At 41.8% G+C, this 24,951-nt stretch carries 26 protein-coding genes and 1 tRNA gene; 16 read left to right on the top strand and 11 right to left on the bottom strand.

Features of this window, described 5'->3' with window-relative positions:
* Positions 1-85 precede the first annotated feature (85 nt).
* Complete coding sequence (locus V7K35_RS03980) at positions 86-1,594, top strand: ABC transporter permease subunit (RefSeq protein ID WP_335076560.1); 1,509 nt, start codon at positions 86-88, stop codon at positions 1,592-1,594.
* Between the two features lie 268 nt (positions 1,595-1,862).
* Here V7K35_RS03980 and V7K35_RS03975 read toward each other — a convergent pair whose 3' ends face one another.
* Positions 1,863-2,771 (bottom strand): polysaccharide deacetylase family protein, encoded by a 909-nt coding sequence (locus V7K35_RS03975; RefSeq protein ID WP_335076558.1) that lies wholly within the window; start codon positions 2,769-2,771, stop codon positions 1,863-1,865.
* A gap of 1,709 nt (positions 2,772-4,480) precedes the next feature.
* Here V7K35_RS03975 and lepB point away from each other — a divergent pair.
* Complete coding sequence (gene lepB / locus V7K35_RS03970) at positions 4,481-5,053, top strand: signal peptidase I (RefSeq protein WP_334798237.1); 573 nt, start codon at positions 4,481-4,483, stop codon at positions 5,051-5,053.
* A gap of 202 nt (positions 5,054-5,255) precedes the next feature.
* On the opposite strand, the gene V7K35_RS03965 is transcribed toward lepB, so the two are convergent.
* A complete protein-coding gene (locus V7K35_RS03965; RefSeq protein WP_335076556.1) occupies positions 5,256-5,789 on the bottom strand; it encodes a ComEA family DNA-binding protein in 534 nt (177 codons plus the stop codon).
* 14 nt (positions 5,790-5,803) lie between these two features.
* Complete coding sequence (locus V7K35_RS03960; RefSeq protein WP_273763836.1) at positions 5,804-6,178, bottom strand: NINE protein; 375 nt, start codon at positions 6,176-6,178, stop codon at positions 5,804-5,806.
* A gap of 495 nt (positions 6,179-6,673) precedes the next feature.
* Here V7K35_RS03960 and V7K35_RS03955 point away from each other — a divergent pair, with 495 nt between their 5' ends.
* On the top strand, positions 6,674-6,997 hold the full coding sequence (locus V7K35_RS03955) for a DUF1825 family protein (RefSeq protein ID WP_334873995.1): 324 nt from the start codon (positions 6,674-6,676) through the stop codon (positions 6,995-6,997).
* Positions 6,998-7,189: 192 nt separating this feature from the next.
* On the opposite strand, the gene V7K35_RS03950 is transcribed toward V7K35_RS03955, so the two are convergent.
* Positions 7,190-9,115 carry a transglycosylase domain-containing protein gene (locus V7K35_RS03950; protein WP_335076554.1) on the bottom strand — a complete coding sequence of 642 codons (1,926 nt, stop codon included), beginning with the start codon at positions 9,113-9,115 and terminating at the stop codon, positions 7,190-7,192.
* A 173-nt stretch (positions 9,116-9,288) separates the two neighbouring features.
* Between V7K35_RS03950 and tyrS the strand changes: the two genes are divergently transcribed.
* From tyrS to gmk, 6 genes are all read left to right on the top strand, one after another.
* Entirely contained in the window at positions 9,289-10,476 is a 1,188-nt protein-coding gene (tyrS, locus tag V7K35_RS03945) for a tyrosine--tRNA ligase (protein ID WP_335076552.1), read from the top strand.
* Between the two features lie 21 nt (positions 10,477-10,497).
* Positions 10,498-11,217, top strand: coding sequence for an orotidine-5'-phosphate decarboxylase (gene pyrF, locus V7K35_RS03940; protein WP_335076550.1), 720 nt, complete (start codon positions 10,498-10,500; stop codon positions 11,215-11,217).
* Positions 11,214-11,876, top strand: a complete 663-nt coding sequence (locus tag V7K35_RS03935; RefSeq protein ID WP_335076548.1) for a hypothetical protein — start codon at positions 11,214-11,216, stop codon at positions 11,874-11,876. The genes pyrF and V7K35_RS03935 overlap by 4 nt, the downstream gene beginning before the upstream one ends.
* A gap of 42 nt (positions 11,877-11,918) precedes the next feature.
* Positions 11,919-12,368 carry a DUF29 domain-containing protein gene (locus tag V7K35_RS03930; RefSeq protein ID WP_334798227.1) on the top strand — a complete coding sequence of 150 codons (450 nt, stop codon included), beginning with the start codon at positions 11,919-11,921 and terminating at the stop codon, positions 12,366-12,368.
* Between the two features lie 428 nt (positions 12,369-12,796).
* Positions 12,797-13,063, top strand: a complete 267-nt coding sequence (gene remA, locus V7K35_RS03925; protein WP_273769630.1) for an extracellular matrix/biofilm regulator RemA — start codon at positions 12,797-12,799, stop codon at positions 13,061-13,063.
* Between the two features lie 166 nt (positions 13,064-13,229).
* Positions 13,230-13,829, top strand: coding sequence for a guanylate kinase (gene gmk, locus V7K35_RS03920; RefSeq protein WP_335076728.1), 600 nt, complete (start codon positions 13,230-13,232; stop codon positions 13,827-13,829).
* 64 nt (positions 13,830-13,893) lie between these two features.
* Here gmk and V7K35_RS03915 read toward each other — a convergent pair whose 3' ends face one another.
* The 3 genes from V7K35_RS03915 to V7K35_RS03905 form a co-directional block, all read right to left on the bottom strand.
* Positions 13,894-14,415, bottom strand: coding sequence for a photosystem I reaction center protein subunit XI (locus tag V7K35_RS03915; RefSeq protein ID WP_334798224.1), 522 nt, complete (start codon positions 14,413-14,415; stop codon positions 13,894-13,896).
* Between the two features lie 244 nt (positions 14,416-14,659).
* Positions 14,660-14,794 carry a Photosystem I reaction center subunit IX gene (locus V7K35_RS03910; protein ID WP_334724076.1) on the bottom strand — a complete coding sequence of 45 codons (135 nt, stop codon included), beginning with the start codon at positions 14,792-14,794 and terminating at the stop codon, positions 14,660-14,662.
* A gap of 39 nt (positions 14,795-14,833) precedes the next feature.
* Positions 14,834-15,331, bottom strand: a complete 498-nt coding sequence (locus tag V7K35_RS03905; protein ID WP_335076546.1) for a Photosystem I reaction center subunit III — start codon at positions 15,329-15,331, stop codon at positions 14,834-14,836.
* A gap of 267 nt (positions 15,332-15,598) precedes the next feature.
* On the opposite strand from V7K35_RS03905, the gene tsaD reads away from it, so the two are divergent.
* Positions 15,599-16,648, top strand: a complete 1,050-nt coding sequence (gene tsaD / locus V7K35_RS03900) for a tRNA (adenosine(37)-N6)-threonylcarbamoyltransferase complex transferase subunit TsaD (protein WP_335076544.1) — start codon at positions 15,599-15,601, stop codon at positions 16,646-16,648.
* Between the two features lie 48 nt (positions 16,649-16,696).
* Here the strand turns inward: tsaD and V7K35_RS03895 are convergent, their stop codons facing one another.
* Together V7K35_RS03895 and V7K35_RS03890 are read right to left on the bottom strand one after the other, a co-directional pair.
* On the bottom strand, positions 16,697-17,608 hold the full coding sequence (locus V7K35_RS03895; RefSeq protein WP_334798219.1) for an alpha/beta fold hydrolase: 912 nt from the start codon (positions 17,606-17,608) through the stop codon (positions 16,697-16,699).
* Between the two features lie 121 nt (positions 17,609-17,729).
* Entirely contained in the window at positions 17,730-18,449 is a 720-nt protein-coding gene (locus V7K35_RS03890; protein ID WP_012410214.1) for a hypothetical protein, read from the bottom strand.
* Between the two features lie 435 nt (positions 18,450-18,884).
* Between V7K35_RS03890 and V7K35_RS03885 the strand changes: the two genes are divergently transcribed.
* From V7K35_RS03885 to V7K35_RS03860, 6 genes are all read left to right on the top strand, one after another.
* Positions 18,885-19,436, top strand: coding sequence for a GNAT family N-acetyltransferase (locus tag V7K35_RS03885; protein ID WP_273763853.1), 552 nt, complete (start codon positions 18,885-18,887; stop codon positions 19,434-19,436).
* A gap of 297 nt (positions 19,437-19,733) precedes the next feature.
* Positions 19,734-19,807: transfer RNA gene (locus V7K35_RS03880), tRNA-Pro, on the top strand.
* Positions 19,808-20,420: 613 nt separating this feature from the next.
* Positions 20,421-21,236, top strand: coding sequence for a Tic22 family protein (locus V7K35_RS03875; protein WP_335076542.1), 816 nt, complete (start codon positions 20,421-20,423; stop codon positions 21,234-21,236).
* 25 nt (positions 21,237-21,261) lie between these two features.
* The gene (prmC, locus tag V7K35_RS03870) at positions 21,262-22,146 is read left to right on the top strand and encodes a peptide chain release factor N(5)-glutamine methyltransferase (RefSeq protein WP_335076538.1); all 885 of its coding nucleotides are present in this window, start codon (positions 21,262-21,264) and stop codon (positions 22,144-22,146) included.
* A 49-nt stretch (positions 22,147-22,195) separates the two neighbouring features.
* Positions 22,196-22,801: an L-threonylcarbamoyladenylate synthase gene (locus tag V7K35_RS03865; protein WP_335076536.1), complete on the top strand. Its 606-nt coding sequence runs from the start codon at positions 22,196-22,198 to the stop codon at positions 22,799-22,801.
* A 201-nt stretch (positions 22,802-23,002) separates the two neighbouring features.
* Positions 23,003-23,944: a sensor histidine kinase gene (locus V7K35_RS03860; RefSeq protein WP_335076534.1), complete on the top strand. Its 942-nt coding sequence runs from the start codon at positions 23,003-23,005 to the stop codon at positions 23,942-23,944.
* Here V7K35_RS03860 and V7K35_RS03855 read toward each other — a convergent pair.
* Together V7K35_RS03855 and V7K35_RS03850 are read right to left on the bottom strand one after the other, a co-directional pair.
* Positions 23,907-24,377, bottom strand: coding sequence for a GNAT family N-acetyltransferase (locus V7K35_RS03855; RefSeq protein WP_334798209.1), 471 nt, complete (start codon positions 24,375-24,377; stop codon positions 23,907-23,909). The two genes, V7K35_RS03860 and V7K35_RS03855, sit on opposite strands and share 38 nt — an antisense overlap.
* 95 nt (positions 24,378-24,472) lie before the next feature.
* Complete coding sequence (locus V7K35_RS03850; protein WP_335076726.1) at positions 24,473-24,883, bottom strand: hypothetical protein; 411 nt, start codon at positions 24,881-24,883, stop codon at positions 24,473-24,475.
* Between the last annotated feature and the right edge of the window lie 68 nt (positions 24,884-24,951).

The raw sequence follows: 24,951 nt of genomic DNA, 5'->3' as shown, positions 1-24,951 counted from the left end.
GATTTGTTGTCTCGAAATTCATCACCTGAAGGAATAAGCAATTATCCTTTGAAGGAAATGGAGAGATAAGAAAAATCTAAAAAATATGGCTCGATTGACTGTTATCCGTTGGCTAATTCTTGGCTTAAGCTGTCTATTTCTGCTTTCAGGTTGTAGTTTCACGAACGGTTCCACTGCTGGTAAAACACTGACGGTAGCAGTAGAACCTACGTTTCCACCTTTCGAGTTTCAATCTGGAACTAATGAGTTGCAGGGTTTTGACGTTGACTTGATGAATGCGATCGCACAATCTGCTGGCTTTCAAGTTAAGTACCAAAATATGCCCTTTGCTGGTATGATTCCCGCATTGCAGACGCAAACTGTAGATGCGGCAGTTGCAGCGATGACGATTACTGCCCAAAGAGCAAAGACAATTTCCTTCTCGCGTCCTTACTTCAAATCTGGTTTAGCGATCGCCACCCGCACAGACAATCAAAATATTACCAATTTCGATAGTCTTAAAAACAAGATTATTGGTGTGCAAATTGGAACCACCGGCGCACTCAAAGCTAAAAATCTTCCAGGATCTGAAATTCGTACTTTTAATGATTCACCCTTAACTCTTCAGGCATTAATCAACGGTAATGTCGATGCCGTTCTTAACGATCAAGTCGTTATCTTATACGGCATAAAGAGTGGCAACTTGAACCGACTCAAAGTAGTTAGCAGTCTGCTTACAGAAGAATTTTATGGTTTTCCCACACCCAAAGGATCGCCCAACCTAGACCTGATTAACCAAGGTCTGGCAACGGTGCTGAAAAATGGCACTTACGCCCAAATTTACCAAAAGTGGTTTGGTATTCAGCCGCCACAACTCCCAGAAAAATCGCCTATTGAAAATCAGACTAGCAAAAAAGGTGTATCTGAGCTATTTACCTCACTAAGTATTATTTTCAAGTCACTACCCGTTCTGCTGGGTGGGGCTTTGGTGACTCTTGAACTCACAACACTTTCAGTATTGCTGGGAATACTCGGTGGTTCACTGATTGGAATTGTTCGCCTTTCTCCTGCTTTGCCTTTGCGTTTTTGTGCCGGAGCATATGTGGATTTTTTCAGGGGAACGCCGTTGCTGGTGCAGATTTTTATGATTTACTTTGGGTTGCCTGCTTTAGCCCAAACTTTTGGTTTCACCTTCAATTTAAATCGTCTTGTGGCAGCGGTGATTGCATTAAGTCTCAATAGCGCTGCCTACATTGCGGAAATTGTCCGCGCAGGTATCCAATCAATTGAGCCGGGGCAAGCAGAAGCCTCCCAATCACTGGGCTTGAGTTCAGTGCAAACGATGCGCTATGTGATCTTTCCTCAAGCCCTGCGGCGGATGCTGCCACCCCTTGGCAATCAGTTCATTAGTCTGCTTAAAGACACTAGTTTAGTTGCTGTCATCGGCTTTGAAGAGTTGTTCCGCAAGGGGCAACTGATTGTAGCAGAAAGTTATCGCTCGTTTGAGATTTACGCCACTGTTGCCTTGGTTTATTTATTTCTGACGCTGCTTTTTTCCCAAGCCTTTAGTCGCTGGGAGCGATCGCTCAATCCTATTAAAAAACAGAGTAAGTGAAAAAGGATAGACAAGGGAGAGGTGTTTTACAACTCATTTAGGACTACTATAGATAAGCTGACTTTATTATTCATGCCTCTCCATCGCTAAGTTAAACCATCATCTAAATAACCAAGATTATTCAAATAACAGTTTAAGTTGATTTGTTCTTTAGTTTTGCATTAGTAACTAGTCTAAACTCCAGTTACAAATAATTCATTTTAACCAAAAAACATAATTTTATTTTTTAGCTAATTACTATTAATCAATTATTTTTAATTAAGAATTATTACTTTTTGTTAGTAAGTAACTTTTGGTCTGCATCTTCCATTTCTAAAAGTTCTGGAATAGTAACAAAGCGATAGCCTTGCTTTCTAAAGTGGCCAATAATTTCTGGTAAAGCTTGTATAGTTCTAGAACGGTTGCCACCACCATCGTGCATTAGCACAATACCACCAGGTTTGGAATCTTTAATCACGTTATTGATCAACTTTGGTACAGCTGGTAATTTGTAGTCTGTAGAGTCAGCTGACCACATCACTACAGCATACTTCTGTCCTTTAGCATAAGCAGCTAATCCATTGTGCATGATGCCACCAGGCGGTCGGAACAGATTTGTTTTAGCACCTGTAATTTGATAAATTAAGTCTGTTGTGCGATCAATTTCATAAGCTGCTGCTTGTTGATTAAAGAAGTGATACCAATGATGCCAAGTATGGTTGGCAATGACGTGACCTTGAGCAACAATTTGCTTTCCTATTTCTGGATAATTTTTTAGGTTCTGTCCAACGACAAAAAACGTCCCTTTGATATTATTTGATTTTAGAATATTTAGCACTTGCTCTGTGCTCTGAGGCCAAGGTCCATCATCAAAGGTGAGAGCAATCACTTTTTCACCCTGAGTGAGTTTTGCGGCTGCAATTATTGCCCCTTGAAAACGTGGTGGTATAGCGTAGGATAGTCCTTTTGTTTGTGCTTCTTGCTGCCAACTTGTAAGCATCGCCGCCTTTAATTTCTCAATGCGCTGCTGAGTTCCTACGTTTGCAGATACATCCTTTACATTTATACTTTGTCTACTTTGAGCCTCCGAAGCATTTGGCCTTAGAAGCATCATGAAAGCAACGCTAAAAACACCACCTAAGGCAAGCAACGCAATTAATATTCCTTCTGGCCACAAAAACGATTTATTGTTTTCCACCTCATAGCTCCTTCAAAAATCGAACCATCAACCTCGGTTATGACGGTACGTCATAGCATATTTTTTTAGATACCAGTTACTTTCTGGTAATCCTGAAAATTGGAATTAGGACTAACGGAAATTTAGAATCGAGAAGACAGACTATACCGCTTTAACTGAAATCTAGATGCTCTAGATTTGGACGAACGCTTATACAATACTTGGTACTATCTAATATCAACCCATTTACGAAAGGCAAGGTCTGCACTTCCACATTCTTACTGCTAGCTCTAAGAAGGAGCACAATTAGACAATTAATCACACCCCAAAATCCTTTTAATAGAGTTCTGAATTAGTTACTACCTTTCAGTTCACGGGTAAGGTAGCATTATCCTTTCAAGTTTTATAGCTTTACAAATAAGATGAGCTAAACTTTCGCACCTACAATTTGCACTTACTTTTTGCAGGTTGAAGTTTTTATCATCAGACTTCTGACAGTAAAGTTGTATAATTTACAACTTAATGAATTATTTGATTAACATCCAAAACTACTTACAAGGGACGAGGTATCTTTAAAACAAGAGTCTAGTAAACTATTAGTTCTATTCTTGATAAGATGTATTCTACTGCCTGTTGTGATTGCTTCCTTTTTAAGAATTTTAAGAAAAAGTTAAATTTCCAACTGACAGAATGTTACCTTGTACTTTCTCTGAAATAGACTGACGAAAATTGATTGAATATAGTTTCTCATTGTCAAAGGGCACTTATTCGTTAATTTAGATACTTTTGACTCATTCGGCAAAAATAATTTTATCGGCAGTTTAGTTCTATTTTTGATGCTCATACTTTAGTCTGTTAATATTTTTCTACATAATTAAGAAAATTTATATCTTAATTATATAGTACAATTTCATAGGCACTGTTACCGTGTAATTACGGAAAATAATCGCATATATAATAGGCAAATCGTTAGAATCGTAATAACCCAAGTTGCTAGTTATCAAAAAACGCATATTTTTAAGTACGTAATCGAAAAAGTTAGTATTTTTAAATACTAAAAATAAATATTTTTGTCAGATGTTAATACTATCCGAGGCACTAACTAGCAACTTACGTTAATAGTATGGCATCTATCTATAGAACCATTAAATCCAATATTATGTGTAATATTTTTTACTATTAACACTTAGTAGAATTAAACCTTTGTATTTAAAAGTACATTTGAATTTATAAGTTTATGTAATATAACTTAAGAATACACATCAAAATACATTTTCTTTTAACTCAGCCTCTAGTAAGACTGCCCTGTGCCTTTTTTCGGTAAAGGAAAGCAGATATTGTCAGACATGTGGTAGACTGCTTTGCGATCCAACGACCAATTTTCTGCTCAAAGAAAAAACCGACTGGCTGTATCGCTCTACCAATCGGTAACTAACTTTTTTAGTAGGAGAAAGCAAAACTGAAAATTATCTAATAACTTGCCTTATAATTGCAGCAATTAGAATTAGGATTTTTAATTATCTATCTAGTAATCCTAATCGTTAACTTATATTGCCTTAGACAGGTCATGCTTTATTTACAGTACTTTTGCTTGTCTTTGGTAAATGTGATAACTGTATTATTTAATATCTGTATGGGTTTATGCAGTACCCAGCTTGTTTACTAGTATACCTTTTGAGTCAAAATAATCAAGGTATTTGTCCCACTTCTGAAACTGGCTAGAAACTTTTATGATTCCTCACGAAAGTGATGCAAAACAAGAGCGTGCGTCGTTAAAAGTATGGCGTAGTTGGCAAGAAAATCTGATTTTAATTGCGATCGCATTGTGTTTGGCATTCCTGATCCGGACTTTTATCGCCGAACCCCGCTTTATACCTTCTGATTCGATGTTGCCTACCTTACATACTGGCGATCGCTTGGTAGTTGAAAAAATCTCTTACCATTTTCATCCTCCTATAACTGGGGATATTATTGTTTTTCAGCCACCCGCAGAACTACAACGTCGAGGATATCCCAAAGACCAAGCTTTCATCAAACGGGTTATTGGCAAGCCTGGTGAGGTTATTAGTGTTGCTTCTGGCAAAGTCTATCTTAACGGTCAACCCTTGACAGAAAACTACATCGCTGAACCCCCAAATCAACCATATCGACCAGTGAAAGTTCCAGAAGATGAGTTTTTTGTTATGGGCGATAACCGCAACGATAGCAATGACTCTCGCTATTGGGGCTTTTTACCTAGAAAAAATATCATTGGTCGAGCAACATTTCGCTTTTGGCCTCTTGATCGCATTGGGTTTATTTAATCAATTTTGGATTTTTCTTTCAATCTAAAATTCAAAATTGCTAAAGTTAGGAGTTATTTTAAGACTTCTAACTTTTAATTTAAAACCAATACAGTTCAGTTAAGCATTTCTCCCTTCTCTCTGTGTTCTCTGCGCCTCTGCGGTTCATTAAAAAAAATTGACTTTGATAAAGAGGTATAGCCTTAACTGAACCGTATTGAACTTAAAACCTTAAATAATACATTATCTGGGCGATCGCATCACCAGGTAACTCCAACCGCCGCTGGAAATCAGCTAGGTTACGGTAAAGCCCAACTGATTGCCGATTTTGAACTACTGCTTGTGCTAAAGACAAATCTATAAATGGAATTTGTGCTAACTTTTCAACTGTTGCTGTATTCGGATTGACTAAATGGGTCGGATTTTCTAAAGATTCGTGGTCATAATAAATAAAATTCAGCAGAGGCTTTAATGGCTCTAGCCGCGGCGCTGGTATAGCCAAAGCCGCAGCGATGTCTTCAATACAGTAAAATTTAACACCCGAACGCGAAAGTTCTACAAGCGATCGCGCTTGGTGAATTGACAAACCTGGTAAACGTAACCAATCATCTACAGTCGCTTGATTAGCATCAATGCGAATACCTAATTTTGCCGCTATCTGAATTTCTTCCCCAGATTGTAAACGATAGTAAGGATCGTTGAGGAGCTTGGCCCGGAGTTTTTGCAACCTTGAGTTTAAAGGTAGCCAGTTATTCATGATTGTCGCTTACCTTAAGAAATCTGGTCTAGCAATTGGCGGCGCTTTTGCTCAAACTCATACTCTGAAATCAGTCCATCCTGGCGCAGAGCATCTAATTCACGCATTGCGTCAGCGATCGCTCCTACCTGATTACTCACTCCCTGTAAGTTCCTTGCCGCTGACTTGCCTAGATTAAAATTACGATCAAAAGCTTCTTCGTCTTGGGCTAAATACCAAACTCCCTCAATGGCACTAGCTACCTTGGGGATAGGCGTCCAGGAAAGCAAAACATACAAAACACCCCACAGAGGCTGTCCCAAATAAAATTTATGCAATCCTGAAATTGTCAGCGTGCCAGAAAAAGCTAAAACAGCGGCAACGCTTCGGCTTTTGCGCTTAGTCAACATATTTATAATAAATCTACCATTACCACAGTTTCTACAACAAGATAACCATAAGCCATTCAAAATTCAAAATTGTTTGCGTAGCGTTTCGTAAAGCCTGCGGCATAGCAACTCTTAGAGACGCTCTTGCGTTCGCTTACTTAGGGCGGAGCCTTTTGTAGAGAAGAGAAGAAATACAACTCTGGTAATAATCATCGTAGCTATATTGCCAAATTTTTACTTACCAGTGATCATATAAATTTATTTTAGTCAACTACCGTGCCTTGCCCTTCAGTCCCACGCACAATTTAGTCTTTGAATAAAAAAGCTATGAGTATTGCGACTTTATTAAGTCGGTTTACACAGTGGAAAGCTTCTCAAGTCAAGTGTTGAAATTTCGGTAAAAAACCGTGCTAAAACCGAAGCTTCGTTATTAAATTACTCCTCTAGACTAAAATGATAAATAGAAGTAAAACTATTAAGCTACTGGGTCTGGGCGCTCAGTTTAATATAAGCAATATGGGATTCTTCGATTCCGAGATAGTTCAGCAAGAAGCAAAACAGCTGTTTGACAATTATCAAGCGCTGATCAAGCTTGGTAACGGCTACGGCAAATTTGACCGCGAGGGCAAAAAGGTGTTTATTGAGCAAATGGAAGCCATGATGGATCGGTATCGCATCTTTATGAAGCGCTTCGAGCTATCAGAAGATTTTATGGCACAAATGACAGTAGAGCAGATGAAAACCCAATTAGGTCAGTTTGGTGTCACTCCGCAACAAATGTTTGACCAAATGAACCTCACTTTAGAACGGATGAAAGCCGAGCTAGAAAAACAGGTTTAGTCAATTTTAGATTTTAGATTTTGGATTAATTGCCAATCCCTTCGGGTGATGCTCGTTCGCCCTTGGCGTCTCCCCTTGGGAGAAGACTCGCTAACAGCAGTCGCTCATGGGGGAGACCCCCAAGAACGCACTGCTTCACCAAAATCTAAGTTGCGCTGTCAGCGTACCAAAGGCGAGACCTAAAATCTCAAATTATTGTGACTTGGGGCGAGAAAACTGAGAAGTTGACTTAAAGTTTTCTACTGGTACATTCTTAAGTGCCTTCTGCATAAAATCTTTCCAGATGGGAGCGACCATAACACCACCTGTTGCATGGTCAGCTAATTGTTTGTTGTCGTCTCTCCCTACCCAGACAGCAGTTGTTAACTGTGGCACAGTACCAACAAACCAAATATCTTTTTCTGATGATGTTGTTCCCGTCTTCCCTGCGGCTGGGCGGCCTATAGCAGCACCTTTACCAGTACCTTCAGTAATTACCGATCGCATCACATCAATAATTGCCGCTGATGCCCAAGGATCGAGAACTAACTGAGGCTTGGGAGTATTGTCTAGCAAGACGTTACCACTACTATCGGTGACACGGGCAATTACAGTTGGTGGTGACTGCCAGCCATAATTAGCAAAGGTAGCATAGGCACTAGCCATTTCCAAAGGTGTGACACCAATTGCACCAAGAGGTAAGGAGCTAACAGGTTCCATCGGACTCATAATGCCCAAGGTACGGCAAGTTTCGATCACTCTATTCATCCCCACAGCCTTACCAACCTTGATTACAGGAATGTTGCGTGACTGAGCTATAGCTGTGCGGATTGGCATCGCTCCTCTAAAACTGCCATCATAATTTCTGGGAAAGTACCAACCGTTACCATCTCGATAGCTGACTGGAGCATCTACCACCGTTGAGTCTGGCCCATACTTACCAGTAGCGAAAGCAGTATAATATACAAACGGTTTAAAAGAAGATCCGGGCTGGCGTTGAGCTTGAGTTGCACGATTGAATTCACTGGTCTTAGGATCTATACCGCCCACCAGGGCTTTGATAAAATGTGTGCGTGGATCAATTGCCACCAGAGCCATTTGATTCTTAGATAATCCCTGCTCTAAAAGTGTTTTATGCCACTTGGTAATGGTTTCCTCTGCCATCATTTGGAAATTGGCGTCAACCGTAGTTTGCACCCGCATCCCGCCTTTGAGTAGTGTCTCACGCCCAAACTTTTTAGCCAATTCCTGCGCTACAGTATTGGTTACATAAGGTAGCGCACTACCTTGAAAGGATTTGATTTTACCAAGTTTGATTTCTTGCTTGAGTGCATTGTCGTACTCTGACTGGTTGATCCAGTTTAATTCCAGCATCCGTCCTAGCACTTCTTTTTGTTTCTGTTTTGCCAATTTCATGCTCACAAACGGGCTGAATTCTTCTGGTGCTTGGATCAAACCCGCCATCATTGCTGACTCACCCAAGGTTAAATATTCTGCTGACTTATTAAAGTAACTGCGGGCTGCCGTTTGTACACCATAATTGTTATGACCCCAATAAACTTGATTGAGGTACATTTCTAAAATTTGGTCTTTGGTGAGAATTTGCTCTAACCGGATTGCCAGCACCCCCTCCGCTAACTTCCGGGTAAAGGCACGCTTGTGAGACAAAAACAGGTTTTTTACCAATTGCATAGTAACAGTAGAGCCACCTTCTCGGACTCCACCTGCCACAGCGTTAACTACTACAGCCCGGCCAACACCAGTGGGGTTAATACCGTGGTGATCGTAGAAGTGGCTATCTTCACTTGCTAATACCGCCCGTTTTAAATTCGGGGAAATTCTATCCAAGGGTACGACTTCCCGGTTGGCTTCCCCGTGGATACTCGTTAAAAGTTTACCCTTAACGTCATAAATGTAAGTTGTTTCTGAGGGAAAGAAGTTACGAAGCTGTCTCACATCTGGCAAATTACGGAAACTAATGGCTAAACCAACCAGTCCTCCGGCTACAATGGAACTTGCCAGCATGGTGATTGAGAGGAGAGTACCGCCAGTTACCTGACCGACTCCTTTCAAAAACTCAAAACCTGATGAAGCCCGACGTTGTGGCTGTTTATCTTCAAAAGTCCTAGAAGACGACACGGCGATTTCACTTCCTCACTTGTAAAGTTAACTGTAATTGATTGGACGAAGCAAGGCGGTTAATTTTTTGCAATTATAGTAGTTTGGCAGATGAGAAAGCGGATAAATTGCAAGTGTTTATAACCAACTTAACTTCTAATGTACAAAACATAGCTAATAATGAATTTTCTAGTATGACGCAAGATTTGGCTTGGCTGCGTCGTGGTGTAGTAGAAGTTTTCCCACAACCAGTTGATGTTAACAGTGATCTAGAAAAGCGCTTGGTAACTACAAACCAACCTTTGAGAATCAAATTGGGGATTGACCCTACGGGTACTGATATTCATCTCGGTCATAGCATACCAGTACGGAAACTGCGAGCGTTTCAAGATGCAGGCCATATAGCAGTTCTGATTATTGGCGATTTTACAGCACGCATTGGTGATCCGACTGGGAAATCTGAAGTCCGCCGTCAGCTTACAGAAGCAGATGTAGCGCACAATGCTCAGACTTATCTTGACCAAGTACGTCCTATCTTGGATTTTGACACACCAGGAAGGTTAGAGGTGCGTTATAACTCCGAATGGCTCTCTGGGCTAAACTTAGAGAAAATTTTGGAGTTACTCTCCACGATGACGGTGGGGCAGATGTTGGCGAAGGAAGGATTTGCCGATCGCTATAGAAAAGAGAATCCGATTTTTATCCATGAGTTCCTATACCCGTTAATGCAAGGTTTTGATTCCGTTGCCGTTGAGGCAGATGTGGAATTGGGAGGGACTGATCAGAAATTTAACATTGCTGTAGGCAGAGATTTGCAGCGCCATTTTGGTCAAAAGCCCCAGTTTGGGATGCTGCTGCCAATTTTGATTGGCACGGATGGGGTGCAAAAAATGTCCAAGTCTTTAGGTAATTATATCGGCTTATCGGAACATCCGGGACAAAAGTATCAGAAGTTACAAGGAGTTCCAGATCATCTGCTGGAGCAGTATTTTGAACTGTTGACGGATTTACCTTTGGATAATCTGCCAGAAAATCCCCGCGATCGCCAAACACTTCTAGCATGGGAAGTTGTCAAACAGTACCACGGCGAAGCAGCAGCCCAAGAGGCAAAAGAAGCAGCCCAAAGCGGCGGCAAGGATGGTGCAGTTCCAGAATTTTCTCTAGTTGACGTGCAACAGTTTCCTACTAAGTTAGCGTATATTCTCAATGTCACTGGCTTATGCAAAAGTACAGGTGAAGGAAAGCGGAAAATTCAAGAAGGTGGCGTGCGCTTAGATGGCGATCGCATTACTGATGTTGATACTACTTTTGCTGATCCGGCTGAGTTACAAGGTAAGGTTTTACAAGTTGGGAAAAATAAGTTTGTGCGCTTAGTGCCCTAAATGGGGAATGGTAAACCAGAGATGAACGCAGAACGAAGAATTATTGTGCCTTTAGATGTGCCAGATGAAGAAAGTGCGATCGCTCTTATAGATCAACTTCCGCAAGTTAATTTCTGGAAAGTCGGTTTAGAGTTGTTTACCAGCACTGGCCCGAAAATCCTAGAAGAACTAAAGTCCCGCCAAAAGCGCATTTTCTTGGATTTAAAGTTTGATGATATCCCCAATACCGTTGCTGGTGCTTGCCGGAGTGCAGCTAGATACGGGGTGGATTTACTGACAATTCATGCTACTGCTGGTAGAGATGCCCTGAAAGCCGCAACTGAGGCGGCACAGGAAGGGGCTGCAAAAGCAGGTGTACAACCACCAAAGTTAATTGCTATTACTTTGCTAACGAGCATTTCTGCTAGGCAGTTGGCGTTTGATTTAAAAATACCTCTGGAATTGCCAGAATATGCTCTAGAAATGGCCCTGCTGGCTCAAGAATCTGGTTTGGATGGGGTAGTTTGTTCGCCCCAAGAAGTGGCACAACTACGGCAAACTTGTGGAGATGACTTTTTGCTAGTTTGTCCGGGGATTAGACCAACGTGGGCTGATATTGGTGATCAAAAGCGATCGCTCACCCCAGCACAAGCAATCATTGCTGGTGCAGATTATTTAGTGATTGGGCGTCCCATTACTACTGCTACTGAGCCGGAGTTAGCCTGGAAGAGGATTTCTGAGGAGTTAACCACGGTGGCATGAAGCTAAAAGTCAGTGAGAAACCGGGGGATAGGGTGCAGGGTGTAGCGCTCAAAAAGAAAAATTATAGTTGGTTTTTAGCTTGTGGCTTCTGGGTTTTAGGATCAAATAGCCTTGCTTACCCAGCGTTCTCGATAAACCTCACCCCTAAACCCTCTGCGCTAGCAGAAAAAGAAAATGTCAACGCTGCGGTTAAGTCTTTGTGTTCTGAGCAAAATTTAGAAACATTAACTATACAGCTACTGCAAGATTTACCTAGTTATACCAATCGCGTTAGTCAACGTGCCCGCCGCCTCAGTAGAAGCAGTGATGTTTACAGTTATATGCTAGTGGCAGGAAGACCTGAGTTTACTCCTCTGCCCCTTAACCTTGAAGAATATAGTGCAGATGCGAAAACTGCTGCATCAGGAGTTGAGCAAGTTTTCTTTACTACCTTAGAGCGACAGTACATAGGAAAGAAAGCGGTAGAATTGCAGGAATTCCACTGGCTGTTGTTGACTAAAACTAAAACTGGTTGGCGTCTAGTGATGATGTTTTCTCAAACTGGTTCCTATTCAGCACAGCAGCCACTATCTCCGCCACGCGATAGTAGTAACGGTACTGTTGCCCAAGCGGTTAATACTTGGTTACGCGATTGTCAAGCTGGAAGTGTACGTCAATAAAACCTAATTCAAAATCTTTGTAAATTAGGAGAACATTAAATAATGTCTAAAATACTCACTCAAATTCTCTATGAACAGGATTATCACTTGTGGTTAGAAACTACGTTGAAACAATTGCAAGAACGAAATTTAGAGCATCTTGATTGGGATCATTTGATTGAGGAGATTGAAAAGTTGGGTAATGAACAGAAACACAAGCTCGAAAGTTATTTACTGCAACTTCTCAAACATCTGCTTTTGTATCAACATTGGAGTCTTCCTGAATGTAAAAATCATTGGGAAGTTGAAATTGATAATTTTCGGGTGGAACTCAGAAAATTAACTAAATCTAAAAATATCTACAACTATCTGCTCACAGTGCTTGAAGAAGTTTACATTGATGCGCTCCGACAAGCAAAAAAGAAAAGTGGATTGAATTGTTTTCCGCAAACTTGTCCTTACAGCATTGAGCAAATTCTAAATGTGGATTATTTGCCAGCATTTATTTATTGATCAAGTGCATAAGTAAGAAAAAAAAGTAAGAAAAGTTTTGATGAACAAGCTCAAACGCTTCATTTATAAGAGTTTTAAGAGCCATTACTAAGAAATTGCTCTTGCACGCCCTAGCCCCTTGTTAAAGGTAGACAAACTGACGCCACCCTGTACTAGTCCCTTTTTTGACATGATTGCTGGGGTGAATGTAAAATCTAAAATCTAAAATCCAAAATTGATTGACCTAGATAGCTTGTATCAGTGGAATTACACATGTGTCTTTAGGAAGATATTCAGTAAATACAGCTGATAAATAGCTAAAAAAAGTAGACATTATTTAGAAATGAATGCTGGCTTGAATTTGAGCGTTGTAACTCCCGTTTTTTGGCGATAACATGGGAATAAGTTTATTTCAAGCTTCTCACACCACGTTTGGCGTCAGTTTTTTTATGGAGATTCAGTTAATCAACATCGGCTTTGGTAACATCGTGTCTGCCAACCGAGTAGTTGCCATTGTCAGTCCAGAGTCTGCTCCAATTAAACGGATTATTACCGATGCACGGGACAGAGGTCAACTGATTGATGCAACTTACGGTCGTCGAACTAGAGCTGTAATTATTACCGATTCCAGTCACATAATTCTGTCAGCGATTCAGCCGGAAACGGTAGCGAATCGTTTTGTGATTTCCCGCGATCATCAGACTGTAGATAATTAATTAGCAGTGGGTTATTCCCACTCTTCTTTGCATTATATCGGCAGTACCATGTGAATTATATAAGTTTTCTCTCACTCATGCTAGAAATTCATTAGTCAATAACGGACTTGGCCAGGAACACAAGACTAATGAATAATATCTATTGATTGATTCACAGGTTGAAGGGATGATACCAGTTTTACCCATCCACAGTAATGCTACTACCGAAGAATGCTTACATTTAGGCAGGTTGATTGTTTTAACTGGCCCCAGTGGGGTCGGTAAAGGTACTTTAATGCGATCGCTCCTACAACGTCATCCAGAACTATATTATTCTGTATCGGTGACGACTCGTTCTCCCCGTCGAGGGGAAATCGATGGCAAAAATTATTACTTTATCAGCCGTAATCAGTTTGAACAATTGGTGGCGGAAGGGGAATTTTTGGAATGGGCAGAATTTGCTGGTAACTATTACGGTACTTTGCGCGAATCTGTGCTTAACCAAATTAATTCCGGTAAGTTGGTGGTGCTGGAAATTGAGTTAGAAGGGGCAAGACAAATTCGTGCTTCCTTCCCCAGTGCCTTCAGCATTTTTATTTTACCGCCTTCCTTTGATGAATTGGAGAAACGAATACGCGATCGCGCCCAAGATTCTGAAGAAGCGATCGCCCGTCGTCTACTCCGCGCCCAAGTAGAAATTCAAGCCGTAGACGAATTTGATATTCAAATCGTTAATGACGATTTTGAAACTGCTTTAAATGATATTGAAGCGGTTTTGTTTAAATAAGTTAGGAGTAAAAAGTTAGGAATTTTAACTCCTAACTTCTAACCCCTAACTTCTAATTTCTAAATTAACCAAACAAACTTTGAATTGATGCTAGATTGCTAGTCAAAAAGTAAGCAACTACTGCACCACCAATACCACCAATCAAGAAAGAAAAGGCGAAGTCGTTCCAGCTTTCTTTAGAGTTAAAAGCATCTGTCGGAGGTTTGGGTACGGTAACACTAGGAAGTGCTTTGGGCGGACTGCTATTCGCATATAGGGATAGAGAACCGGTGAGGACAACAACCAACCCTATGGCTGCTAATAATCCAGCTAAGTTAGCATCAGATGTGTCCCGCAGTGGGCCCAATTTGGCAAAGGGGCCAAATATCCAGTAACCATGAGCCATGCCAACTTCTACTGCACGTCTACCAGGGCTAATACCTTGACGATAGGCAGGTAGGTTATTAATGAACCACTTGCTCAAGGGAGAAGCATTAACAGGGGTTTCTAGGTTGCCTAACTGTGGATCGCCTAATGCGGGAAAAACAACTTCCCGATTTCTGGGATCGCTGGGAAGATTCTTTGATGCATCTACTGCTTGTGCCATATTTTTATGTTCGCCTCTAAATTAAAATGGTGGCATTTTTATATTAATAATAATTGAGGCTAAAGATGCTTTTTGATAGGGAAGTTTAGAAAAATTAATTTAGCTGCTTTCAAAAGTATGAAACTCGTGATGCTGGGATCAGCTTACGAGTTTCATAGAACTATTTTGTTAATAGTTAGTAGTTACTAATTATTAGTTAATTGTCAACTAACAGCTAACAAAATTTTTTAATCTTGTCTTCAACTTATGGTAGTGGGTGGAAAAGTAGGTCAGGAAACCAGTTGTTAAATAAAATCAACAAAACGGCTGTAAAAATCAAATTCACAAAAAGTAAAACTGGTCCCAAGGATAGATATTTCACGAAATAATTCTGTTGCATGAATCATTCTCCTAAATAAATCAAAAGTGGCAGCAAGGGTTAGCGTGGCGAAATGGGGATTTCTGTATCTTTAGCTACTAATTCGCCAGACAGAAATTCTTTTATCGCTGCTACGGGCCAAGTAAAGCCTGAGAGCATAATTGGCAGTGCCAAAGGTACTTCAATGATTACTTCTTTCAATTCCACGTTGTTGCCTTCTTTCTTGATCGCTTGTAGGTAGGCACGACCTACCCAACCAATCCAACCAGCAATATATAGAAAGAGAATGCTGGGAATTAGGAAGTCACCAGCATGATCTAGACGACCATCAACAATCAAGTGGGGGTAACCCTCAGGACCACACAGTTCTTGAGAATAACGCTCAAATCGCTTTATCCCTGATTCCGGGTCACCTGTGGTATTACGAGCATTAGCTGCTAGCTGTTGAAAAGCGGGATTGTCCCTGCACGGTGTCAAATTAGCCCCTAAAGCTTTTGCTGGGGAGGCAAAATTGAACCAAAGACAAATCGCTAAAATCAAAGCAAACAATCGTCGCATGGAGTTGTTTCCTTTTACTACAAAACAAAAAGTTTTATGTACAAAACGAAGCGGCTTGTACAGTTGTTTATTTCCATAACTAGGAAGTCATCATACTCTTGGGTGGTAACCGAGTAAAGTTTAAGTAAATAAAAGTTAAAGCTTCTCAACCAAAATGGAGTGCTGAGTGCTGAGTCACCAGTGCCAAGGATAAAAATTGTTGTTGTAGGGTAGTAAAGAAGCAAGATTTTGTCTCTACTACTCAAGACTTAGGACTCAACACTTTCAATGGCAACCGTTTTAGCAATAGAAACCAGCTGTGATGAAACTGCCGTCGCAATTGTTAACAATCGTAAAGTTTGCAGTAGTATTGTAGCCTCGCAAATTTTAGTCCATCAGCAGTATGGCGGGGTAGTACCGGAAGTAGCATCTCGCCAGCACTTGGAAACAATAAATGTTGCGATCGCACAAGCCTTAGAGCAAGCCCAACTAGACTGGGAGAAAATTGACGCAATTGCTGCCACTTCTGCCCCAGGATTGGTAGGAGCGCTGTTGGTGGGGTTAACTGCTGCCAAAACCCTGGCGATGGTACACAACAAACCATTTTTGGGAGTTCATCACCTCGAAGGTCACATTTACGCAACTTATTTGAGCGAATCAAGTTTAAATCCCCCTTTCTTGAGTTTATTAGTTTCTGGCGGACATACAAGCTTGATTTATGTCAAAGGTTGTGGTAGGTACGAAACACTGGGACAAACCCGTGATGATGCTGCGGGTGAAGCCTTTGATAAGGTGGCACGATTGTTAAAGCTGGGTTATCCGGGTGGTCCAGTGATTGACAAGTTGGCACAACAGGGGAATTCCCAAGCCTTTAGCCTACCAGAAGGAAAAGTTTCTTTACCTGGTGGGGGATTTCATCGTTACGATACGAGTTTTAGTGGGTTAAAAACGGCTGTATTGCGTTTAGTACAGCAGTTAGAAAAAGATGGTGGACAAGTACCAGTGGCAGATGTAGCGGCTAGTTTTCAGGAAACCGTAGCGCGATCGCTAACCAAAAGAGCGATCGCCTGTGCCCTGGACTATGGTCTAGACACAATTGCTGTTGGTGGCGGTGTAGCAGCTAATAGCGGGTTGAGGAAAAATCTCCAAGCCGCCGCCGTTGAACATAACCTACGCGTCCTATTCCCACCTTTGAAATTCTGTACCGATAACGCCGCCATGATCGGCTGTGCCGCCGCTGACCATCTATCCTGTGGTCATACATCTCCCTTCACACTAAGCGTTGAGTCTAGGTTAGCGCTTACCCAAGTGATGAAGTTGTATCACCCGAAGTCGTAAGGGGCACAGGAGCAGGGGAAGAAATAACCAATGCCCAATACCTATTGACTATTGACTATTGACAATCGACCGGATGTGATCAGCGACTGCATCCGGCTGTTCCAACATAGCTAGGTGTCCGCAATCAGGAATTTCCAGAACATTGTCACCACAATATTGGAACAGTCTGTGAAAGCTAGCTAAATGGCGCACATACTTGGGTTCCATAACCTTGTCTTCGGCACCAGCCAAAAAATAAACTGGCTGCTTCAATTGGGATACTAGCTCAGGTAAACGATTGATTTCTTCTTCCGTTGTGGAGTCTAACAGACTTCCCAGAGATGCTTCTGGGTCAGCCACGACGAAATCAATCAGCCGCTGACGTGCCCAATAGCGCTCCAAAGGACGAGCCACAGTGGCTCTGGTAAAGAGCAAATCAATCAAAGGCACTTGGGACAACCAGCGCGGGCGGACTTGCAAAAATTTCTGACCCGCCGAGCGAAACTGCTCAAAAGCTTCTTTGAGGTAAATACCACCACCAGCGTTGATACAGATGACTCCCTTAACACATTCAGGTATTTGATCTGCTCCCCAGAGAGCGATCGTACCTCCCAAGGAGTGACCAATTAGCCAAGCACTGGTAATATTCAGCTGTTTCAAGAGAATTGCTAAATCCTGAGCATAGGCAACAGGAGTGTAAAGAGAATCGATTGGTGAGCTAACTGCACTACTGGAGATGGGCATCAGGCTCAGAGACGTTTGTGCCCGACTAAAATCGGTTTTTACCTGGGACTGGGATTCACCGAAACCCCGCAAATCATAGGACAGGCACTGCAAATCATCTGATAGGCGGGAAATCACAGGTTGCCAATACCCACGGCTATTGAGCCAACCGTGGATAAATACTAAAGCATGGGGGCAGGAAGTGGGAGCCGTTAGCTCGTATGCGTGTGGAACGCCCAAGATTTCGATAGTTGCCATACTTATATCGTACCCCTAAGGGCGGGTGCGACTAAATACGGAATGCGAAGAGTTAAAAGTTAAGAGTTAAGAGTGAGGAGTTGTTAATTTTTAACTCATAACTCATAATTCATAACTTTTTTCATTTACCCAGCAACCTCTGTCGCACCCCTTCAGCAATTTTGTGACCGAGATATTCAGGAATGAGGCTTTCATTCGGTCCTAACAAGTAAAGAATTAGGCGTGTACGTCCACGCCAAACCAATAAATTGGCATTGACTACCAGCAGGTCTTCCTGCCAGATGGCGTACATCACTTTGTAGAATAATCCTGGTTGATTATCGGCTTCAATCACTAGGGCAGGAAGATGAAAGACCGGATCGACATAGAACTCAGTTTGTACCTGCTCTAAGCCAGTGTCAAGATTGAATTCCACTGCCAGCATCTCTTCTACTTCAAACCGACCTCCCAAAGCCTCGCGAATGGCACGACAGACGTTTTCTGCGGTTTTCTCGGTCAAGGCTTTACTACCACGAGACACCAACAGTTTGATAAAAACTAACATTGGCGGACGGATCTGACCGTATAGACTCAGACCGTGGATAGTCAACCCATAAGCTGCTAGCACACCAAAAATATCGCTGAGGAGAAAAGACTGGTTGCGGTAAGCGAAATGCAGGGCACTTTTGCTACCTTCCGGTTTCAGCTCAATAACAGCGCGTCTAGTTTTATAGAGACGGTAGGCTAGGCGCAAATTTTGCAGTTGAATCTCACTGCTGACGAATTGCTCATAAAACTGGGGAAACGCTCGGTTAAAGCGCTTTAGGAGTTCCAGTGTCGAAGATTTTAAACCAGAAGCCATTGTTAAGGGTAAGACTCGCTTGCTTTCGTCACCTGGGGACTAGGGGCTGGATGTTGGGGGCTGGGGACTAGGGATTAAGGAAGAATTTTCCTAAATACTCAATCTCTTGTATACAATTCACTCCTAAGCTAACGTGCATTTAAGCTCTATACGAGCAATTGCCATGATTAGGTTTTTAGTTTTTGAATGAGTGAATTTTTAATTGGTTATATCCTTACCTTTTGGTGAATTTCTCCTAGCCTCTACAACAAAATGCTAAAGTTGAAAATGATTGGTGTGAAACACGCTCTAACTGGCTGTTACCATTGCAAATCCCGAAAACAACCGAAAAACTTTGAGTGTAAGGGGTAGTAAATGGGGGTAGCCATGTTAAATGTGAATCAACACTCCTGAGAGTGGAAACCAATTCAGTTATACTACCCGAACCACGTTGGCATGGGTTTTTGGAAAACTTGGTTTAGTACTCCTGAATCTGTAGCGACAAGTAGGACAAACCCCTTTGAAGAACATACAGTGGATGCTGCGGGCAACTCCAACCCCAGCAGCATTAGCGAAGCTTCTTTAAAGGAGGCTCGCATCGTCTTCAGCACGGAGCGAGATATTGACCTGTATGAGCTAGAAGAACTCTGTGATGCAGTTGGTTGGTCGCGTCGTCCTCTAAGAAAAGTGAAAAAAGCTATTGAGCATAGTTTTCTTGTCGCCTCAATGTGGCAGGTGAGAGGAAACCAAAAGCGGCTCATTGGTTTTGCCCGCGCTACCTCAGATCACGCGTTTAATGCCACTATTTGGGATGTGGTGGTTCACCCAGACTTTCAAAGTCAAGGACTGGGCAAGGCATTGATGAAATATGTTCTCAAAAAACTTAGGAGTGAAGAAATTAGTAATGTCACTCTCTTCGCCGACCCCCATGTTGTAGATTTCTACCGAACTATGGGGTTTATGGCTGATCCAGAAGGTATTAAAGGCATGTTCTGGTATCCTCACTAGCGCTCAATCAAAATAAAACCAGATTTGCCCAAGAAAATCAGGTATAGTGAAACTCTATTATTTTGATGTGGTTTTGCTTTTTTTCAGCCGACGAAGGCGCAAGTATATATCTTGTAAAACTAAGTCGGCAAAAAACCTTTATCAGTGTAAGGATGTAATCTTGAGCGTCTTTACAGAAAATAAAAGATATTAGACGTGAGGCGTGTTATCTGATATAATTAAATTAATACTTTTGGTAAAGCGCGATCGCTTTGGTGGGAAGTTAAAACTAAACCCCAAAAAGTAGATAAGTCTAACCGGGATGTAGCGCAGCTTGGTAGCGCGCCTGCTTTGGGAGCAGGATGCCGCAGGTTCAAATCCTGTCATCCCGATTTAATTAATATAGTTAACAGTTAGGGTGGATTAACTAGAGTTTTCTTGCTAAGATGTGCAATTAAATTCTACATTTTTAGGCAGAATATCAATCAGGCTGTTATGATGTTGGGTCTGCTATTAAAAGCCTAACAGGCAAATTTCATTTTTAAGCAGTAAGATGTTTTAGACACTGAGCTTTGTATAGATTTGAGAAAATATTAAAGCAAGCGCAGATGGAACGATTGATTAACTAATAGCGTCACCCGATATTAGAAAAAGCCGATAAAGTGGCATTTATCATCTCCAAGGTCGAGAGACAGAGAGACTTTTCACTATTTGAAAAGACATACATATAATATGCATCTACAGCATTTCGTGAGCAATAGCAAAGCGAAATCGAGAAAAACACAACTTTAGCAGAGTCAATTTGGGAAAACAATACTATACTATAGCAACCCTAAATAGTTGTGGAATATTGGATTTAGACAGTTGATGGTTAATACTTAACCTCAACACGCACAATGAATCTTTCACAACTGAAATAGATTGCTATATAACTAAAGCTAGTTGGTGCTGTGCAAATCCAACCATTTGTTTCATTTAATTGGATTATTGATGCGAGGAGCAGTCATGAAATCATTTATTCGCTTGGGCGCAACATTGGGTATAGCTGGCAGTGTATTTTTAGCGGGACTTTCAGGAATAGGCAATCTACCAGGAATAGGCAATCTAGAGGCGACGGCGTTGCCACAAGATCAGGTAGTGAAAACGCTCCAAGAAGTACCAATATTCACGCTCACCAATCCTAAAGGCGAATTCGTAGTTCTTTCGAGAAACAACGCATCCAAGCCTGTCTCTCAAGTGGGATTTTTTATTAGCAAGCAAGATGCTCAAAAATTCCTTGACAATCGGCTCAAAAAAGAAAACCCCCAGTTGGCAAGCACGCTACAGGTGAGACCTTTGTCCTTGGCAGACTACTATAAAATACTCCAAGAAAGCAAAAAGAAATCAGACTCTACAATTTATACTTTAGTACCGACGCAAGAACAAATAGCATCAGCAACTAGTATGCTGAATCAAAATGGGAAAAAAGGGCAGCAATTCAATGGTATTCCCTTATTTGTACCCAAATTTAAGAAAGATAATAGCTATTTGACCATTCCCGTCCCCAAAGGCAATGAGCGATTAATCCCATTCTTTTTTGAGAAAGAGCAAGCAGTGGCTCTGTTAGACCAATTCAAAAAAGCCGTGCCAAAGGAAGCAAACAACACTGAGATTCAGGTGGTGGATTTGTACGGTGTTATGGAGGCTCTCAATAGCAGCAACGATCCTGGTATAAATAAAATTCTTCTGTATCCATCAAGAGAGTCGATCAATTTTATTCGATCGCTTGCCCCGAATCAATCACCAGCTGCCAGAACTGCTGCGCCCGCTCCAAAAAAATAACGGATATGCACTCCAAGGTTGAGGCATGGGGGAGAAACATCTGATATCTGGTTTACAACTTTGGCAGTGGCGCAATACTGCTCAACAAGCAGCACGAGCCACTGATGTGCCACCAATGGAAGTAGATTGGCTGCTACAGGAGGTAGCTGGGTTAGACCGCTTGGCGCTGCGTTTGGAGTCTTTTAAAAACTGGCCGCAAATTCAGATGCAGTTGCCTTTAGAAGAGCTAGACCAGTTATGGCAAAAGCGATTAAATGACCGCTTACCAGTGCAGTATATTGCTGGAGTTACACCTTGGCGTCACTTTCAAATCGCGGTGTCGAGTGCGGTATTAATTCCCAGACCAGAAACAGAGTGCTTAATTGATTTAGTAGCAGCTGCTAGCGGTGTGTCAGGACATTGGGCGGATTTGGGGACTGGGAGTGGAGCGATCGCCGTAGGATTAGCAGATGTCTTGCCAAAAGCAACAATTCATGCTGTTGATTACAGTTTAGAAGCTCTGGCGATCGCTCAAGCCAACGCCTATAATTTGGGTTTTGCTGACCGGATTAAATTTTATCAAGGTTCCTGGTGGGAACCACTGGCATTTCTCAAAGGTCAGTTCAGTGGTATGGTATCTAATCCCCCTTACATACCCACCAGTACCTTACCGACTTTGCAACCAGAAGTAGTTAACCATGAACCACATCTAGCTTTGGATGGTGGTACTGATGGCTTAGATTGCATTCGCCATTTGATAGAAATTTCTCCCAGCTATTTGCAACCTGGTGGCGTGTGGTTAATTGAAATGATGGCAGGACAGGCGGATGCAGTCCGAGAACTTTTGCAAAATCAAGGTAGCTATTATAAAATTCAAATTCACGCTGATTTAGCTGGAATTGAACGCTTTGCCCTTGCTTATAAAAGTTAGGAGTAATGAGTTATAAGTTATAAAATTCCTCACTGCTAACTTTGTAAACATGACACAAGTTTCTCTAACAAACTTAATAGCTGGCGCACGCGCTGGTCTTTTGGTGAGCTTTCCTACGGATACTGTTCCTGCACTTGCAGCGATACCAGAAAAAGCAGGATTAATTTTTGTGGCGAAGCAACGCAGTCAAGACAAACCTTTGATTTTGATGGCTGCTAGTGCTGAAGATTTGTGGCTGTATGTTAAAGGTAATGAAAACGAGTATAAAGTTTGGCAAGAAATAGCAGGCAGATATTGGCCAGGAGGGCTGACATTAGTCTTACCAGCAAGTGATCACCTGCCAAAAGTTATGAACCCCATCGACCCGACAACAATTGGCATCCGAGTCCCAAACAGTGCGATCGCCCAAACTATTTTGGCGCAAACAGGCCCTCTTGCCACCACTAGCGCTAATTTTTCCGGTCAGCCACCTTTGCAAACGATGGCAGAAATTGAGGTTCAGTTTCCCCAGGTTCTGATAGCAACGACAGAATACCAGGGTGAAATACTAGGAGTGGGTGTACCTTCCACCGTTGCTAAATGGACAGGGATCAATTGGCAAATTTTGCGGCAAGGTGCGATAAAGTTAGAGATTTCAACTGATAACCAGATATAGGTAGCTATAATATTGTTTTCTTGATTTGAACAACAGAGATATAGCAAGGGACTGGGGACTGGGGACTAGGGACTGGGTGAAAAGCGTTTTTGTGTCAAAGTTTTATCATCTGTTAATGTCCTAACCACCTTGGCTGTTGCTATATCTGGAACTTTAGTTTGCCCTGTTGTGGTTAATTAATAACTTAATAATTGCTAAATTATGAATTGGAGCAACTGGATATATCTAGGAGCAGGACTAGCACTAGGTATAAGTTTTAATAGGTTATTTGCGCGATGGCTACGCCTAAAGCAGGCATCGTCAAAGGTTTCATTTAGCTCATCCCCACCAGCACCATTAGAGCAAGAGGATATGCCACCAGTATCGCAACAGCTACAGCAAACGCAGCTGGCATACCAAATGGCAAGGGAAATGGGCCAGTTTAAAGCTGGTTTTTTGGCGCGGACTACCCATGAATTGCGATCGCCCCTTAATGGTCTGATTGGCTTGCATCAGTTAATTTTGTCGGATTTGTGTGAAGACGCCGCTGAAGAGCGAGAATTTATCGCCCAAGCTCACGAGCGAACGCTGAAGCTACTCAAGCTGATGGATGAAATCCTCAACGTTGCTAGAACTGAACATGGTAGCAATAAATTAGATATTCACCCCAGACCATTAGCCCAAATTTTGGAAGAGGTTCATAACTTAACTTATATGCTGGCGGCAAATCGCAATTTTCCCTTGCAATTGTTACCCGCCAACCCAGAAATTTATGTTTTGGCAGATTACCTCTGGCTCCGCCAAATATTGATAAGTTTAATAGACATTGCGATTACTCAGATGCAGGAAGGCAGCATTTGTATTTCCAGCAGCACTCTGCCTACAAGTAATTTTGTTAACATTTGGCTGGATATACCAACCCATGCCATACCCTGGAGCGAGCCGATTGATTTGATCAAATCTGAAGAGCAGCCAACCCAGATTAACCAAAATAACGCTGCTCTTTCCCCTGGAATGAGGCTATTAATCAATCAGACTTTAGTGGAAGTTATGGGAGGAAAGTTAGAAATCCTGCCCTCGACCATTGTTAAGGAACCATCTGGGCAGGTTACCAGACTACAAATCTCTATCCCCCTAGTGATTCCTGAAGCTGATCTTCTGTAGCAGGAAGGAAAGCAAGGTTAGCTAGGTTGTATAGCACCATCGTAGTGGTTGTGTTGGGCTGGAAACCAATCTTTTCGTAAAACCCTTGCTGCTGAGTAGTCATCACATAAACACGCTCAACCCACCTGATGCGGGGATGACTCAAAACTGTTTTTACTAAATTGCTTCCCAACCCATTACTTTGATACTCTGGATGAATCACAACATCCCAAATCGTGGCACGATATATGCCATCAGATGTTGCTCTAGCAAAGCCAATTAGTCGATCGCCAACGCAGACGGAAATCACTGGCTCACTATTAGCAATAGCTATACCTAAATCTTCAATACTGCGGCCCTTTGCCCAGAAAGCTGAAACGTTTAACAGTTCTTGCAGTTGGTGAAGGTCAATTTCAGACTTGCGATCGCTAAATTGAATCTGAGACTCGTTCATATGGCATCCACTTTTGGCAGTATCTTTGTATAGTTAAGTCATATTTTGTGAGAAATTGCTGTACGTGTATATGTATATCCAACGAGAAAGAAAAATTAATTACAAACCCACTTCCACAGAGGATGAGTAGGCCCCTGCTGACGTATCCGATAAACTTGTTTTTCTAAACGTTGTTTTTCCTGCTGTGGTAGTCCGAGTAAGATATTTCGACTTTGCCAAACTAAAACAGCAGCAGTCATCCCAATACAAAAGGCTAAACCGAAGGTAGACAGTGGATGGTAGAAAAGTCCATATCGCACCGCTACCCAGGTAAAATATTGTTCCCACAGAGAAATTTCTGCACGTAGATTCCACAAGCTAACAGGCGCAATGGTAAGCCACAAACAACCGACAAACAGCCATCTTCCATATACTGTGAGTTTGTGTAGCCTTTGTACTTGTTGAATAAAGGATGCGTCATTCTCAAATTCTGGGTCAGTATTTAATGGTTCTTCAGGTTGATCCATAGGTGAATAAAATTGCAAAGCATAGATGAGCAATTCAAAATGCTTTAATCCAATTGTGAAATGCACAC

It is taken from the genome of Nostoc sp., assembly GCF_036917275.1.
In the GTDB taxonomy this organism is placed as follows: Bacteria; Cyanobacteriota; Cyanobacteriia; order Cyanobacteriales; family Nostocaceae; genus Nostoc.
This window is presented reverse-complemented; position numbering and strand designations above follow the sequence as displayed.

Coding starts and splice junctions, on each gene's coding strand:
- tsaD (WP_335076544.1), top strand. CDS start 15,599: ATGGCAACCGTTTTAGCAATAGAAACCAGCTGTGATGAAACTGCCGTC.
- pyrF (WP_335076550.1), top strand. CDS start 10,498: ATGAACGCAGAACGAAGAATTATTGTGCCTTTAGATGTGCCAGATGAA.
- V7K35_RS03875 (WP_335076542.1), top strand. CDS start 20,421: ATGAAATCATTTATTCGCTTGGGCGCAACATTGGGTATAGCTGGCAGT.
- tyrS (WP_335076552.1), top strand. CDS start 9,289: ATGACGCAAGATTTGGCTTGGCTGCGTCGTGGTGTAGTAGAAGTTTTC.
- V7K35_RS03965 (WP_335076556.1), bottom strand. CDS start 5,789: ATGAATAACTGGCTACCTTTAAACTCAAGGTTGCAAAAACTCCGGGCC.
- V7K35_RS03850 (WP_335076726.1), bottom strand. CDS start 24,883: ATGGATCAACCTGAAGAACCATTAAATACTGACCCAGAATTTGAGAAT.
- V7K35_RS03980 (WP_335076560.1), top strand. CDS start 86: ATGGCTCGATTGACTGTTATCCGTTGGCTAATTCTTGGCTTAAGCTGT.
- V7K35_RS03910 (WP_334724076.1), bottom strand. CDS start 14,794: ATGCAACAGAATTATTTCGTGAAATATCTATCCTTGGGACCAGTTTTA.
- V7K35_RS03955 (WP_334873995.1), top strand. CDS start 6,674: ATGGGATTCTTCGATTCCGAGATAGTTCAGCAAGAAGCAAAACAGCTG.
- gmk (WP_335076728.1), top strand. CDS start 13,230: ATGATACCAGTTTTACCCATCCACAGTAATGCTACTACCGAAGAATGC.
- V7K35_RS03865 (WP_335076536.1), top strand. CDS start 22,196: ATGACACAAGTTTCTCTAACAAACTTAATAGCTGGCGCACGCGCTGGT.
- V7K35_RS03860 (WP_335076534.1), top strand. CDS start 23,003: ATGAATTGGAGCAACTGGATATATCTAGGAGCAGGACTAGCACTAGGT.
- V7K35_RS03890 (WP_012410214.1), bottom strand. CDS start 18,449: ATGGCTTCTGGTTTAAAATCTTCGACACTGGAACTCCTAAAGCGCTTT.
- V7K35_RS03915 (WP_334798224.1), bottom strand. CDS start 14,415: ATGGCACAAGCAGTAGATGCATCAAAGAATCTTCCCAGCGATCCCAGA.
- V7K35_RS03935 (WP_335076548.1), top strand. CDS start 11,214: ATGAAGCTAAAAGTCAGTGAGAAACCGGGGGATAGGGTGCAGGGTGTA.
- V7K35_RS03895 (WP_334798219.1), bottom strand. CDS start 17,608: ATGGCAACTATCGAAATCTTGGGCGTTCCACACGCATACGAGCTAACG.
- lepB (WP_334798237.1), top strand. CDS start 4,481: ATGATTCCTCACGAAAGTGATGCAAAACAAGAGCGTGCGTCGTTAAAA.
- V7K35_RS03930 (WP_334798227.1), top strand. CDS start 11,919: ATGTCTAAAATACTCACTCAAATTCTCTATGAACAGGATTATCACTTG.
- V7K35_RS03885 (WP_273763853.1), top strand. CDS start 18,885: ATGGGTTTTTGGAAAACTTGGTTTAGTACTCCTGAATCTGTAGCGACA.
- remA (WP_273769630.1), top strand. CDS start 12,797: ATGGAGATTCAGTTAATCAACATCGGCTTTGGTAACATCGTGTCTGCC.
- prmC (WP_335076538.1), top strand. CDS start 21,262: ATGGGGGAGAAACATCTGATATCTGGTTTACAACTTTGGCAGTGGCGC.
- V7K35_RS03960 (WP_273763836.1), bottom strand. CDS start 6,178: ATGTTGACTAAGCGCAAAAGCCGAAGCGTTGCCGCTGTTTTAGCTTTT.
- V7K35_RS03905 (WP_335076546.1), bottom strand. CDS start 15,331: ATGCGACGATTGTTTGCTTTGATTTTAGCGATTTGTCTTTGGTTCAAT.
- V7K35_RS03855 (WP_334798209.1), bottom strand. CDS start 24,377: ATGAACGAGTCTCAGATTCAATTTAGCGATCGCAAGTCTGAAATTGAC.